Raw genomic sequence first — 14,297 nt, forward strand, 5'->3', positions numbered from 1 at the left:
TGTTATCCTTTGTATTGTTCTAGAAGATCATCTCCCATCGGAGTTGTAACCGAATTAGCTAAATCTACCCCGGCTGCAGCTCTTTCTTTATGAAGCTCATCATCAGCCTTAAAACCTTCAAGACCTTCCATGGTATCAAATCTAATTATTGCAGTGATTTTAGTTTCATTGCCTTTTTCAGATCCGGCATAAAGAAATGTCATTCCATATTTTTTGATTTTTTCTGAATTGTTGTGAACCATTGCTTTCCATTTAGCAAAAGTTTCAATTGGTCCTTCTATTTTTACTATCATTTTCTAACTCCTTTATTCTTTATTTAGCGTTAAAATCTATAATATCATCTGTACACTCAACAAATTTATGAGGTTCATAGAAATCATTCATAGACTCTAATTGTTTATTAATTGCATCTGGATCATTACCTTTCCACCAACAAAACATTGTTAAGTTATCACCTGGTGTGTTCCAGCTCATTTGACACTTTGCATTTTCACTAGTCATTGCTTTAGTCATATCTTCCATTGACATTGAACCAGTAACTTCCATCATTTTAGCTTTCGCTTCTTTTGATTTAAAAGTGTGTGTTACTATGTAGTTTTTCATGTGTTATTTCCTTTTTGTTTATTTTTTCATTGAGTTGAAAGCAGTTAAAGTATCATCGTAAGTTGTCATAGCAGATATCTTGCCATCATCTGTGACCTCAAAATAATGTCCAAAAATTGTATCCATACCTGTTGCTTTTCCACTACATCTTACAAATACTTTGTTACCTTCACTAATCATATCAATAGGTGTTACTTGAAAGTTTTCCCACATTGTTGGAATTTTTGAAAACCCTTCCATCATAGCTTGTTTGCCATTATGCACTCCTGATAATGGATGTTTGCCAGGTACACCAGGATGAGTCCACACACAATCATCATGAATAACTTCATTAAAAAATGTTTCCATGTCTCCTTTACTAAAACAATCGTAACCTTTACTTACTGTATCTTTTGCATTCATTTTTTATCTCCTTTTCTAAGTTTACTCTGAAAAAATATATCTAATTTCGTCTTTAATAGTTCCTTCAACAGTAACTTTCTTTAATTGTTTTTGAAGGTTTTGGTATTTTTTATCTGCAGACATTTTTTGATCTGCCTCAAAATTATCATCTTCAAACATGGTACCAATTACTGTTTCTCTAACTGTTCTAGGATCACCACCAATTTGAAAAGAAAAATAAATCTGGTGTTTGGGATAATATTTTTTTCTTACTTTTGCTAAACCTTGGCAAATCTCCATTGCCTTACCCAAACCATCATCCTTCACTCTCATTGTTCTTGTATAAATTGCTTGCATTATCTATCTCCTTTAAGTTTTTGTTTTTAAACGTTAACCCATCAACAGTCAGATAAAGCAGTGTTAAAATTACATTTTAGATATGTATTTTAATCATACTTATTGTAATGATTTAATTATCATAAAAACTTACTCTAATTAGAATTTTTCAATATATGATTAAATGACGCTTTAAATTTTTATTTTCAACTCACTCTAGAAAAGAGTTTAAAATTTTACAAACCATAATTTTTTTTATAGTATTTTAATATGATCGATAAATTTAATGGAATTTTTTATTTAATTGTTTTCTTAATCCACTTTATTGGTTTTGGTGTTTACGCTTATCAAATGATAATTGGAAACCAAAATTTTAGAGCAAAATTTGAAATTGATGAGACTGCAGCAACCATCATGAGAATGGCTGGAGCAATATTTTTTGGATCATTTTTAATGGCTCTTTATATTATGTTTGTAAGACCTAATGGTGTTGAAGGAACTTGGGCATTCTTTAATCTAATTTTTGTTCAAAATATTTGTGTATTACTTGTGAATACTTATTCGCTTAAGATTGATAAAACAGGTGTTAAAAACGATTCTAATGAAGCTATCATCGCACCATTAGTTTTCACAATTTTAAGTGCAGTTCTTATTTTTGGATTATCTGATAAAATCTATATTTAAAGCCAATTAGGGAAGGGCAAGCCTTTTTCTTCAAGAAATTTCTTATTAAACATTTTTGTAGAATATTTATCACTTCTATCACAAAGAATGGTAACAATCGTTTTTCCAGGACCCAATTCTTTACCAAGTCTTATTGCACCTGCAATATTAATTCCACAGCTAGTACCAAGACTTAATCCTTCATTTTGAATTAAATCGTAAAGAATAGGCAATGCTTCATGATCATCAATTGAATACGCATCATCAATTTTAGCATCTTTAAAGTTTTTAGTTACTCTACTTGATCCAATTCCTTCTGTAATTGATCCACCATCAGATTTTAATTCACCATTCTTTATATAGTTATAAAGAGCAGATCCTTTTGGATCTGATAGATAGATTTTGATATCTTTATTCTTTTCTTTAAGGGCATTACTTACTCCTGAAATTGTACCACCAGTTCCAGATGAACAAACAAAACCATCCACTTTACCATCTGTTTGTTTCCAAATTTCTTGTCCAGTTCCTTCATAATGACCTTTGGCGTTTGCAGTATTATCAAATTGATTAGCCCAGATAACTCCGTTATTATTTGAGGGTCTTAATTCATCGGCTAATCTTGCTGCAATTTTTACGAAGTTATTTTCATCCTTATAAGGTTTAGGTGTAACCAATCTTAATTCGGCTCCTAAGTTTCTAAGTAAATCTTTTTTCTCTTGAGTTTGATTATCATTCATTACGATAATTGTTTTATATCCTAAAGAATTTCCCAAAAGTCCCAATCCAATTCCAGTATTACCAGCTGTGCCTTCGACAACAGTCCCACCTTTTGAAATTAATTTTTTTTCTTGAGCATCTTTTATTAATGCTAATGCAGCTCTATCTTTAACAGATCCACCAGGATTTAAAAATTCAGCCTTACCATAAATATTACATCCGGTAATTTCTGATGCAGCTCTTAATTTTATTAAAGGAGTGTTACCAATCCCTGAAATAAAATCATTTTGAATGTTGCTCATTAATCTGATTTTGTATCACTGTCTGGTGTAATACCATATGCTTTGAATTCACTATCTGCTAAACCTACATTTTTTGCAGGTATTCCAACCATTACTGCTTTTTCTGGTACATCTTTAGTGATTACTGCGTTAGCCCCAATCTTTGCACATCTTCCAACAGTAACAGGTCCTAATACTTGTGCACCAGATCCAATTACAACTTCATCATCAATTGTTGGATGTCTTTTTATATTTCGTTGGTCATTTGAATTTATACTTGGTGCTATTCCACCTAATGTTGCCATATGATAAATAGTAACATTATCTCCAATGTCAGATGTTTCTCCAATTACAACACCCATTCCGTGATCTATGAATAAATTTTTTCCAATTTTTGCCCCTGGATGAATTTCAATACCAGTTAGAAATCTTGAAAATTGTGAAATTATACGAGCTAATAAATCAAATTTTGCAACACTGAAAAAATTTGCAATTCTATGAAAAAAAACTGCTTTTACACCGGGATAAGTTAAGATTAAACTTAGTTTAGATTTAGCAGCAGGATCTCGATCAATTATAGATTGTAAAAAAACACTCATCTTTAGTTTGTAAAATTTGACTTATTGATTATTAAATTAGCTTTTATATAGTGTATTAAATCAAAATTTAAAGGGCTTAAGTTATGTATAAAAATACTAATTGTTTTCATTTAGCAGTTCCATGTGGGGATTTAGAAACGGCAAAGAAATTTTATAGCGAAACATTAGGTTGTAGATTAGACAACTCTGCTCAAGAGTGGGCAGATGTTGATTTTTGGGGAAATGAATTAACTCTTCATGCAAGTGAGCATAAACTAGATAATGAGAGACATGATGTTGATATGGGCAATGTTTCTGTTCCACATTTTGGTGTTCATTTATCAAGAAAAGATTTTGATACTCTTAAACAAAGATTAAAAGACAATGGTACCAAATATTACGACGAACCTTATTTAAGGTTTAAAGGTACAAAATATGAGCAAGAAACTTTTTTTGTTAAAGACCCTAATGAAAATGTTTTAGAGATCAAAACTTTAACTGCTAATCCAGATTAGAATTTTTATTAATTGAAAAAAAATTTAGATAAATATGGTGAAATTTTATACCATCTAATAAATTTTCGTTTAGAGCAATATAAAGACTCAAAATCTATGATTGGTGTAGATTTTGACTCATTTATGATAATTTCATGCATAGGAAGTCATTATTTAAGAACTAAAACTAAAGAAGGAAGTAACTGGGACTTTATTTGGGAGCAAACTAGGTCTAGCAATAATGATAAACATTTAAATTCAAAAAAACTAACTATTTTTGCTGTGTCAAATATAGTTAGTTTGCCAAAAGAAACAGTAAGAAGAAAAATAGAATTATTAAAAAAAAAAAGATTGATTAGTTACTCAACAAATCGAGGTCTTACTCCTACAGAAAAAATAGAGGAACTAATGAAACCTTTTGCAATTAAAGAGCTTAAGGTTTTGGCAAACTTTCTAAAAGCTTTAAAGAAAAATAAAAGCTTGGATCAATTATTAAATTTTTAAATTTCAACTTGCTAATTTATCTTTTAGATAATAGTGTAAACTTTTATGGCCATTAACTATCAATCAATTGCAAAAAAATTAAAATTTGAAGGACGAGCTTTTATCAATGGAAAATATGTAAATGCTATTGATGGTAAAAAATTCGAGACAATAAATCCAGCAACAGGACAAAAACTTTGTACAGTTGCAAAATGCAATCATAAAGATGTTGATTTAGCAGTTAAAGTTTCAAGAAAAGCTTTTAATAGTGGAGTTTGGTCTAGAAGTTCACCAGAACATAGAAAAGAAGTTTTGTTAAAATTTGCTGAAATACTTAGAAAACATGGAAATGAAAATTCAGTTTTAGAATGTGTTGATACAGGAAAGTTAGTTGCTGATTGTATCAATGAAGTAGCCAATGACGCTCCAATGCATTTTCAATGGTATGGAGAATTAATTGATAAAGTATTTGGCAAAGTTGGTCCAACAGAACCGTCCATTACAAGTTTGATTGTTAAAGAACCAATCGGTGTTGTGGCAGGGATTGTTCCTTGGAATTTTCCTTTAATGATGGCCGTTTGGAAAATGGCACCAGCTCTTGCAGCAGGTTGTTCAGTAATTATAAAACCCGCTGAAGACACACCCCTTACAGCTATAAGAGTTGCAAAGTTTGCTCAAGAAGCAGGGATTCCAGATGGAGTTTTAAATGTACTTCCAGGTTATGGTGATGTAGGTGAAGCATTAGGAAGACATAAAGATGTAGATGCAGTTTCATTTACAGGCTCAACTGAAGTGGGTGGTTATTTTTTAAAGTATTCTAGTGAAAGTAATTTAAAACCTGTAGCACTTGAGATGGGTGGTAAAAGTCCATTTATAGTTTTAGAGGATGCAAAAATTAATGATGATTTAATTGATAATGCAATCAATTCAGCTTTTTGGAACGGAGGACAAAACTGCTCTGCAAATATGAGACAGATAGTTCATAAAAAAGTTAAAGATGAATTTTTAGACAAAATAATTAAAAAAGTAAAAAAATTAAAAGTAGGAGATCCATTGGATTTAAAATCAAATATGGGATCTATGATATCAAAAGGACATTTACAAACTGTTGATGGATATATTCAAAAAGGAATAGATGAAGGGGCAAAACTTTTATCAGGTGGAGTTTCAAACAATAAACAAAAAGGTTTTTATGCAAAACCAACTTTGTTTGATGGATTAAAAGAAAATATGACTATAGCTCAAGAAGAAATTTTTGGACCAGTATTAGGTGTTTTGACAGTTAAAAATGATGAAGAAGCTTTAAAAGTTGCTAGTAACTCTAAATATGGATTACATGCTAGTGTATTTACTCAGGATATAAATCGAGCATTTCATTTAGCTAAAAGTCTCCCTTGTGGAACGGTGTCAGTTAATACTTTTTCTGAAGGAGATATTAAAACTCCATTTGGTGGATACAAACAATCAGGATCACTTAGTAGAGATCAAGGTACTGAAGCTCTTAATTCTTTTCTTCAAACAAAGACAATCTGGATTAGTCATCAATAATTACTGCAACCATTGAGTTAAAAATCATAGTTATATATATCTTTTATAACTTTATTTCCTTTGACTCGCTTTAAAGATCTAAGTTAGACTTAATTTTTCAAATTAATAGGAGATATAATGAAAATAATAAACATTAAAACAATTTGCAAGACACTACTCAAAGTAGTTGCAATTGCTTTCTTTACCCAAGCGGCGTATGCAGAGGTAACTCTTAAGCTTGGTACTACTGGTAGATTAGGTATGCCGATTGGAGATGCCATAGATCAAGCATTAATACCAGCCTTGGCAAAAGCCTCTGGTGGTAAGATGAAAGTCGAACCACATTATCAAAAAAGCTTATGCGCTGAACAGAAATGTGGTGAACAAGCTAACCAAGGGCTTATAGCTCTATGGACTAGCTCTACAGCAAACTATGGTAATTTTGGATCAGAGTTAGCAATTTTTGATTTACCTTTCATTTTCAAATCATTAGAAGATGCAAAAAGAATATCAGACGAGTGGTTAGCTGAAAGACAGTGTAAACTGGCTCTTGAAAATGCTGGTCATATTTGCCTTTCTGTATATTCAAGTGGTGGATTTAGACAACTTGGGAACGCAACTAAACCAATTCATGTTCCAGGAGATATGAAGGGACTAAAATGGCGTACTACAAAGAGTCCAGTTGAGTTCATGCTAGTTAAAAATTGGGGTGCAACTCCAACACCTTATGACTGGAGTCAGTTATACTCAGGCTTACAGTCAGGTGTAGTTGAAGGACAGTATGTTGCTAGCCCATGGCAGCACGTAGCAAAACTTCACGAAGTTGCAAAATACTTCACTGAAATTGGTGGTATGTGGTCTGGAAATATTCTAGCAATGGATGCTAAACAGTATAATGCATTGTCTTCGCAAGAGAAGAAATGGTTACACGAGGCAGCTGATGCTTATGGAGAAAAAGTGAACCAGTTAGACAACGCTTGGATTAAGAATGGTGAAGATGCAATTAAAGCATCTGCAAAAGAGTGGTATGTACCATCTGAAGCGGAAATGTCTAAGTGGAGAGAGGGTGCAATTGGTGCTTGGTTAGATGCCAAAGGTACTTTTGAACCAGAGATAGCCAAAAGAGTGCTACTAGAACAAGGAATGGATGGATTTGTAGCTCAGCTAGAGAAAGCTGGGGCTCTTTAAATCGTTCAACGAAAAAATATGTAGAGATCATTTAGTTCAGTTTTTAGAACTAGATGATCTTTACCTAAAATAAATCATAACAAATAAGCAATTATGGAAAGTATCATTCTACTCGTAGTACTCCTTCTTTTAATCTTATTGGGTGCTCCCATTGGTTTTATATTAATATTAATACCATTTGTTTATATTCTATTTACTGATGCTGTACCGCTTGTTTTGATCCCAAGTCAAATGTTTAATGCTATTGACTCGGTCCCATTAACTGCAATTGCATTCTTTATGTTGACAGGTGAGTTAATGACAAGTGCTACGATTACTGACCGGTTAGTAGCTTTGAGCAGAGCATTAATTGGACGTATTCGAGGAGGGTTGGCCCAAGTTAATGTTCTTGTAAGTATGTTTTTTGCGGGAATGAATGGTTCTGTGGTAGCAGATACAGCTACAGTTGGAGCATTAGTATTACCAGCTATGAAAAAAGCTGGCTATCCTGCAGCGTTTTCAGCTGCGGTTACAGGCGTAAGTTCTACCATAGGAGGGATAATTCCTCCTAGTATCATGATGATTGTACTTGCTAACTCGACTGAGATTTCGATTGCAGCATTATTTGCGGCCGGGATTATTCCAGGTGTGTTGATAGGTATTGTGATCATGATAATCAATCATTACTTTGCGATTAAATATAACTTCGAGCGAAGTGATCAACCATTTTCAATACGTCGAGCTGGTAAAGAATTATACCGATCCTCATTCGCCCTTTTGATACCTTTAGTTTTAGTGGGCTCAGTCATGGGAGGGGTTGCATCAGTTGTTGAGGCAGGCGCTATCACAGCAATGGTTGCATTATTTACAGGTGTATTCGTTTATCGAACTATTAAATGGAAAGATTGCACTGGTGCTTTTCGTCGAGCATTCCGTAATTCAGCAATGGTTTTTATTATCATAGCTGCTTCAGGACCTTTTAGCTGGTTACTTACCTCTCTAGGTGCGATCGGTGATCTCGAACAATGGCTTTTAAGTCTTACAGAATCCCCTATCATTTTTATTTTAGCAGTTATTCTATTTATTTTTCTTCTTGGAACTGTAATGGACTCAGCGGTAAACATTATTATAGTTGGTCCAGTATTAGTTAATGTTATGGCACAAGCTGGCTTTCCTGAGGTTCAAGCAGCTATTGTTGTAATAGTTGGCTTCTTAATAGGATCAGTAACACCACCTGTTGGTGTTGCTTATTTTACTGCCGCAACAATAGCACAAGTGCGTTTAGAAAAAGTTGCTATTGCATTAATTCCTTATTTAATTGGGCTATTTTTACTTTTATTTTTTATTCTCGTTATTCCAGAGTTAACCATGTTTCTTCCAAACCTATTGAGTAATTAGAAATGCTAAAATTTTTTAACAACTTTGACCGTTTTATCCATCGTATGTTAGAAGCCATGTGTTCACTATTTTTGGCTTCGATGGTTGGTTTCACTCTTTATAACGTTGTCATGCGATATGTTTTTAATAATCCGCCTGTTTGGGGCGATCTATTAACAGTGTTAAGTAATATTTGGTTGATGTTTATAGCACTTTCACTGACAGCTAGAGATAATGAACACATAGCTTTAAATTTAATTTATGAAAAATTGCCAAATAAACTGTCACTCTATATACGGCAGTTCTGGAAAATTATGATTATGGTAATTGGTATAGTCTTGATGATTTATGGAGTTGAACTTGTAGAGGGTATGCGTGGAAAGTATTGGGAAATGTGGTATTTTGAAATTAGCTTTCAAGGTATTGAGTTCAAAGAGAATTATATGCCAAAGAAATACGCAGTTGCAATCTTGCCGTTAGCTGGATTTTTGACGACTATGGGTGCTATTATTTCTTTTGTGAAAAAGGTTTAGTTCTTTTGGATTAGTTATAAATAAAGTTGCTATTTATATTTACTCATATAGAAACTCAACAAATGCTAATACCTAGAACAAAAGTTCCTGATCTAAAATTTCCTCTAACAAACAATAGTGAATTTGATCTAGATAAAGAAAATCCAAAAAGCTTTAACTTAATAGTTTTTTATAGAGGTTTACATTGTCCTTTATGCTTATTACAAATTAAAGAATTAGGAAGATTACAAAAAGAATATCAAGAAAAAGGTGTAGAAATTGTTGTTGTTTCATCGGATACTAAAGAAAGAGCTGGAGAGTTTGAGGCTAAAGTTGCCTTTCCTGACTTAAAATTTGGTTATGATCTAAACTTAGCAGATGCTAAAAGATGGGGACTATATATATCGGAAGGGATCGGCAAAACATCTATCGGTATTGAAGAGCCTGCAAAATTTTCAGAACCAGGAATATTTTTAATCAAACCTGATAAAACGTTGTATTATGGTGCAACCCAAACCATGCCATTTGCAAGACCTTCTTTTGCAGAACTCTTAAAAGGTGTTGAATTTTCAATTACAAAAAACTACCCAGCGCGTGGTGAGTATACTTCTGATTTATAAGTTAAAATTTTAGAAATTTTTAACAATTTAAAAAGATACAGTTATATATACATTTTATAACTTTATTTCCTTTGACTCACTTTGTTCATTCGCGTTAGACTAAATTTTTTAAATTAATAGGAGAGAGATAATGAGAATAATTAAAACTACACTTGTAGCTGGATTAATTTCACTTTTTGCTACTTTTTCGACATTTGCTGAGAAGGTAAAAATTGGAGATCCAGGTTGGACAGGTGCAACAGCTATTGCAAACTTATTAGCTGCAGTTGTTATAGATAAAATGGGTGGAGAAGCAGAACTTGTTCCAGGAAACAACACTGCTATTTATGGTGCGATCGACAGAAGTAAAGGTGAGATTGAAGTTCACCCTGACATCTGGTTACCAAACCAACAAGCTTACACAAATGATTTGGTTCCAAAAGGAACTTTAAAATTAAGTAGCAAACCATATGAAGGAAACCAAGGTTATTGTGTTTCTCAACAATTTGCGAAAAAATTTAATATTACTGCAATTGAAGATTTAGGAAGACCTGAAGTTGTTAAAGCTATGGATAGTGATGGCAATGGTAAAGGTGAATTTTGGATTGGAGCAGATGGTTGGGCGTCAGCTAATGTTAATCAAGTTAAACTAAGAGATTATGGTTTATATGATGCAGGAATTGAGCCAATCAGAGCAGCAGAAGCTGTTAAAAATGCAAGAGTGCTTGACTCTATTAAAAAAGGCGAAGGTTATGCATTTTATTGTTACAAGCCACATGCAATTTGGGGAATGGCTGATGTAGTTATGTTGGAAGAGCCAAAATTTGATCCAGCTAAATACAAAATGGTACAACCAAAACAAGATGCTGACTGGTACAAAAAATCTTATGTTGCTTCGAAAGATGCGCTTAAACAGATTCAAATTGGTTGGGGTACTTCTTTAGAAAGTAAATCTCCAGCTATTGTTGAGTTTTTTAAGAACTTTCAATTAACAGCAGACGATGTATCGGCTATGGCTTATGCAATTTCAGTTGAGAAAAAACAACCAGCTGACGTAGCAAGAGCTTGGATGAAAGCTAACAAATCAACAGTTGATGGTTGGTTAGGTCTTTAATCTTAATAAAATAAATTATTTATACTCGGCAATTTTATATTGCCGGGTATATTCTCCTAAATAAAAGAGAGTTAAATGGATTCTTCTGGATCAGCAATTAAAATTGAAAATGTTTGGAAAGTGTTTGGTAACACTTCGAACGAAGCACTGGATGCTATCCAAAATAAAAAAATTTCTAAAAATGAAGCTTTGGAGAAATACAACTCAGTTATAGGTGTATCTGATGTTTCTTTTGATGTTAAGCAAGGTGAAATATTTTGTGTAATGGGCCTTTCAGGTAGTGGAAAATCAACATTAGTTAGGCATATTAATAGACTTCTAGAACCAACATCTGGCAAGATTTTAATCAACGGTCAGGATGTAATGATGCTTGATAGAGATAATTTACAAGAATTAAGAAATAAAAAAATTGGCATGGTATTCCAAAACTTTGCACTAATGCCTCATAGATCTGTTGTAGATAATATAGCGATGCCACTAGAAATTAGAGGGGTAAGTAAAAATGATAGATTGGATGCAGCAAATAAAATTTTAGAAATTGTTGAATTACAAGGTTGGGGGAATAAATTTGCACATGAATTATCAGGTGGTATGCAACAAAGAGTAGGGCTTGCAAGAGCCTTAGCTGCTGATCCAGATTTTTTATTAATGGATGAACCTTTTAGTGCATTAGATCCTTTAATAAGAAGACAACTTCAATCTGAGTTTATCAAACTTTCAAAACAAATGAAAAAAACAACTGTTTTTATTACTCATGATTTAGATGAAGCTGTAAGAGTAGGTCATCGAATTGCTATTATGAGAGATGGGAAAGTAATTCAAATTGGAACTCCAGAAGAAATCGTAGTAAGTCCAGCAGATGACTATGTTGCTGATTTTGTCAAAGGTATTTCTAGACTAAAAGTTGTTCAGGCTAAATCAATAATGCAAACTGTTGAAAATTTTGAAAATAAAAATGGAAAAATTACTAATGATTTAGAAATTGTTAATGAGAGTGATTTGTTGAGTAAACTTATCGAAACATCAGCATCTAGAGATAAGCCAATAATTGTAAATAATAATCAAAATAAAATTGTTGGTGTTATATCGCAGTCAGATCTTTTAAAAGCAGTGATTGAAGGAGAAGATAGTGAGTAAAGAACTTAACAACCCTTCAAGATCTCAGTTAATAACTGATTTTGTCAAAACAAATCCAGAATATTATATTGAGAAATTCCAACAAATAGGTAGTAAACCTACTTTTTCTTTTTCATTTAATCTATATGCAGCAATTCTTGGACCAATTTGGTTTGGAATGAGAAACATTTGGAATTGGGCTTTAACTTTTCTAATTATTGAAACTTTTTCTGTTGTTCAAATAATAAGAGGTTTATTTGGGAATATTACAAAAGATGCTATTCAAAAAATTGAACAGGTTCAATCAACAATTGCGTTTAGAAATAAGCAATTAGAAGCAGCTATTACAAATAATCCTGACAAAGTTGACGTCTATAAAAGAAATATCAAATCACTAGAAGACGCTATGCAAGGTTATATTGATGAAGTTAGTAGAATTGAAGCATCAGCCATCTGGATAACAATTTTTGGAATAGCACTTTTAATTTCAATTAAGATTGTCCAAGGTGTTCTTGCAAACTCCAAATTAGAAAAAAGATATTCTGAATGGTTATCTGACAAATCAATAAGCCCTGGTATGGAAACTAAAAACTTTATTTTAAGTACAGTTTTTGCTTCTGTAATTATGTTCTTTTCAGTAGTGCACTACAGTTTTCCAGGTTTAATTGTAATTATGGATGAATTTCCAACTCATCCAGATATCAGGTTAACTTCTATTGCCTGGGTAGAAAAAATTTTTAATTATGCAGTATTAAAAGGAGATGCATTATTTACGGCAATTACAATTGGTATTAGATCTGTTTTAGATTTTTTAGAATTATTATTTGTTAAAACACCTTGGATAGTAATCATAACTGCAATAGTGACTTTAACAGGGCTATCTGCCGGCCCTAGAGCTGCAATCTATTCAGCTGGTTTTTTATGTTACATGGGCTTTTTAGGTTTTTGGGTTAAAGCAATGACAACACTAGCTTTACTTGGAACTGCAGCAATTTTAAGTATCGCAATTGGAATACCACTTGGGATTTTCTGCGCCAGACGACAAAGATTTTATTCAATGATAAGACCAATAATGGATTTTATGCAAACAATGCCAGCGTTTGTATTTATGATACCTGTAATTGCATTCTTTGGAACAGGGAAGGTTGCAGCAGTTATAATTACAATGATATTTGGTGGAACTCCTGTTGTTAGATTAACAGTACTTGGATTAAGAGGAGTTCCAGAGACAATCAGGGAAGCTGCAATAGCTTACGGTGCAACTAAATGGTATTTGCTAAGAAAGGTAGATTTACCTTTAGCTACTCCATCAATTTTAGCAGGTGTAAACCAAACTGTAATGTTAAGTTTAGCAATGGTTGTAGTTGCATCACTAATTGGTGCAAAAGGTTTAGGACAAGATGTATTAGAAGCTTTACAATATGCTAATGTTGGTCAAGGTATTCTTGCAGGTGTTGCGATATTATTTGTAGCATTAATTTTAGATAGAGTTGTTCAAGGTAAGAAAAGAGTTTAATAAACCCTAATGGAATTTCTGTTATTAGGTTTCTTTACTGGTTTAAGTCTTATTTTAGCTATTGGGGCTCAAAACATATTTGTAATAGAGCAGGGTTTAAAAAAACAATATGTTTTTATAGTTTGTTTAATTTGTTCAATATCGGATTTTATATTAATTTTTCTAGGAATTTTTCTTTTTCAGTATTTTGGTAATTTTTTTAACACAACAATAGAACTAATTTTAAATATTCTTTTATTTTTATTTTTAATTCACTTTATTTATGGAAAGATATCTATTCAAAATAAAAAAATAAGTTTTAATGAAGATATTGAGGATATCTCAGTAACATCCATAATAACAAAAACTATTGCTTTTACTTATCTTAATCCTCATGTTTATTCAGATACAGTTTTCTTCTTAGGAAACTTTTCTAAAAACTTTATGGTAATTGATAAATATTACTTTGGTATTGGAGCCTCTATATCTTCTTTATTATTCTTTTTTGTAATTGGGTATCTATCAAAACTATTATCAAAATATCTACAGAGCGATTTGATTTGGAAAAGAATTAACTTATTTATAATAACATTTATGAGCATTATTGCTCTATATGTTCTTATAGAAATTATTAAATTTTTTTAAATTAAACTGTACAACTCATATCTTGACCACAACATAATGGAGACTTAATTTTTCCATGATCGTTGGGACATTTTGATATTTGCACTTCATTGCCATCATCTAATTTAAGCATATCATTTACCAATGGTTCGTTACACTTTCCACAAGTAGCATTAACTGACATTTCACATTTTGGACATTCATAAGTAGCCATAATAACTCCTTTATTT

Annotated in this window: 19 protein-coding genes; 12 read left to right on the forward strand and 7 right to left on the reverse strand. The window is 32.2% G+C overall.

The window, feature by feature from the left end; all coding sequences use genetic code 11:
• Positions 1-2: 2 nt before the first annotated feature.
• From F754_RS0102280 to F754_RS0102295, 4 genes are read right to left on the reverse strand one after another with little or no spacing between them, the layout of a single operon-like run.
• A complete protein-coding gene (locus F754_RS0102280) occupies positions 3-293 on the reverse strand; it encodes a hypothetical protein (protein WP_023648300.1) in 291 nt (96 codons plus the stop codon).
• A 19-nt stretch (positions 294-312) separates the two neighbouring features.
• Positions 313-603: a hypothetical protein gene (locus F754_RS0102285; RefSeq protein WP_023648301.1), complete on the reverse strand. Its 291-nt coding sequence runs from the start codon at positions 601-603 to the stop codon at positions 313-315.
• 18 nt (positions 604-621) lie between these two features.
• On the reverse strand, positions 622-1,005 hold the full coding sequence (locus tag F754_RS07555) for a nuclear transport factor 2 family protein (protein ID WP_023648302.1): 384 nt from the start codon (positions 1,003-1,005) through the stop codon (positions 622-624).
• 21 nt (positions 1,006-1,026) lie between these two features.
• Positions 1,027-1,341: a hypothetical protein gene (locus F754_RS0102295; RefSeq protein ID WP_023648303.1), complete on the reverse strand. Its 315-nt coding sequence runs from the start codon at positions 1,339-1,341 to the stop codon at positions 1,027-1,029.
• A gap of 249 nt (positions 1,342-1,590) precedes the next feature.
• Here F754_RS0102295 and F754_RS0102300 point away from each other — a divergent pair, with 249 nt between their 5' ends.
• Positions 1,591-2,004, forward strand: a complete 414-nt coding sequence (locus tag F754_RS0102300) for a hypothetical protein (RefSeq protein WP_023648304.1) — start codon at positions 1,591-1,593, stop codon at positions 2,002-2,004.
• Here F754_RS0102300 and F754_RS0102305 read toward each other — a convergent pair.
• Positions 2,001-3,002 carry a cysteine synthase A gene (locus F754_RS0102305; RefSeq protein ID WP_023648305.1) on the reverse strand — a complete coding sequence of 334 codons (1,002 nt, stop codon included), beginning with the start codon at positions 3,000-3,002 and terminating at the stop codon, positions 2,001-2,003. The genes F754_RS0102300 and F754_RS0102305 overlap by 4 nt on opposite strands.
• Complete coding sequence (locus F754_RS0102310; protein WP_023648306.1) at positions 3,002-3,580, reverse strand: serine acetyltransferase; 579 nt, start codon at positions 3,578-3,580, stop codon at positions 3,002-3,004. The genes F754_RS0102305 and F754_RS0102310 overlap by 1 nt, the downstream gene beginning before the upstream one ends.
• Positions 3,581-3,663: 83 nt before the next feature.
• Between F754_RS0102310 and F754_RS0102315 the strand changes: the two genes are divergently transcribed.
• From F754_RS0102315 to F754_RS0102365, 11 genes are all read left to right on the forward strand, one after another.
• On the forward strand, positions 3,664-4,074 hold the full coding sequence (locus F754_RS0102315; protein WP_023648307.1) for a VOC family protein: 411 nt from the start codon (positions 3,664-3,666) through the stop codon (positions 4,072-4,074).
• A 12-nt stretch (positions 4,075-4,086) separates the two neighbouring features.
• Positions 4,087-4,557, forward strand: coding sequence for a hypothetical protein (locus F754_RS0102320; RefSeq protein ID WP_023648308.1), 471 nt, complete (start codon positions 4,087-4,089; stop codon positions 4,555-4,557).
• 45 nt (positions 4,558-4,602) lie between these two features.
• Positions 4,603-6,084: an aldehyde dehydrogenase gene (locus tag F754_RS0102325; RefSeq protein WP_023648309.1), complete on the forward strand. Its 1,482-nt coding sequence runs from the start codon at positions 4,603-4,605 to the stop codon at positions 6,082-6,084.
• A 126-nt stretch (positions 6,085-6,210) separates the two neighbouring features.
• Positions 6,211-7,251: a TRAP transporter substrate-binding protein gene (locus tag F754_RS0102330; protein ID WP_023648310.1), complete on the forward strand. Its 1,041-nt coding sequence runs from the start codon at positions 6,211-6,213 to the stop codon at positions 7,249-7,251.
• Between the two features lie 93 nt (positions 7,252-7,344).
• Positions 7,345-8,628: a TRAP transporter large permease gene (locus F754_RS0102335; RefSeq protein ID WP_023648311.1), complete on the forward strand. Its 1,284-nt coding sequence runs from the start codon at positions 7,345-7,347 to the stop codon at positions 8,626-8,628.
• 2 nt (positions 8,629-8,630) lie between these two features.
• A complete protein-coding gene (locus F754_RS0102340) occupies positions 8,631-9,140 on the forward strand; it encodes a TRAP transporter small permease subunit (protein WP_023648312.1) in 510 nt (169 codons plus the stop codon).
• A 62-nt stretch (positions 9,141-9,202) separates the two neighbouring features.
• Positions 9,203-9,739, forward strand: a complete 537-nt coding sequence (locus F754_RS0102345; RefSeq protein ID WP_023648313.1) for an AhpC/TSA family protein — start codon at positions 9,203-9,205, stop codon at positions 9,737-9,739.
• 130 nt (positions 9,740-9,869) lie between these two features.
• Positions 9,870-10,832, forward strand: coding sequence for a glycine/betaine ABC transporter substrate-binding protein (locus F754_RS0102350; protein WP_023648314.1), 963 nt, complete (start codon positions 9,870-9,872; stop codon positions 10,830-10,832).
• A gap of 75 nt (positions 10,833-10,907) precedes the next feature.
• Positions 10,908-11,969, forward strand: a complete 1,062-nt coding sequence (locus F754_RS0102355; RefSeq protein ID WP_023648315.1) for a glycine betaine/L-proline ABC transporter ATP-binding protein — start codon at positions 10,908-10,910, stop codon at positions 11,967-11,969.
• A complete protein-coding gene (locus F754_RS0102360) occupies positions 11,962-13,464 on the forward strand; it encodes an ABC transporter permease subunit (RefSeq protein WP_023648316.1) in 1,503 nt (500 codons plus the stop codon). Before F754_RS0102355 ends, F754_RS0102360 begins: the two co-directional genes overlap by 8 nt.
• 9 nt (positions 13,465-13,473) lie before the next feature.
• Positions 13,474-14,088, forward strand: a complete 615-nt coding sequence (locus F754_RS0102365) for a LysE family transporter (protein ID WP_023648317.1) — start codon at positions 13,474-13,476, stop codon at positions 14,086-14,088.
• A gap of 1 nt (position 14,089) precedes the next feature.
• Here the strand turns inward: F754_RS0102365 and F754_RS0102370 are convergent, their stop codons facing one another.
• Positions 14,090-14,281, reverse strand: a complete 192-nt coding sequence (locus F754_RS0102370) for a hypothetical protein (RefSeq protein ID WP_023648318.1) — start codon at positions 14,279-14,281, stop codon at positions 14,090-14,092.
• Between the last annotated feature and the right edge of the window lie 16 nt (positions 14,282-14,297).

It is taken from the genome of Candidatus Pelagibacter ubique HTCC8051, assembly GCF_000472605.1.
In the GTDB taxonomy this organism is placed as follows: domain Bacteria; phylum Pseudomonadota; class Alphaproteobacteria; order Pelagibacterales; family Pelagibacteraceae; genus Pelagibacter; species Pelagibacter communis_B.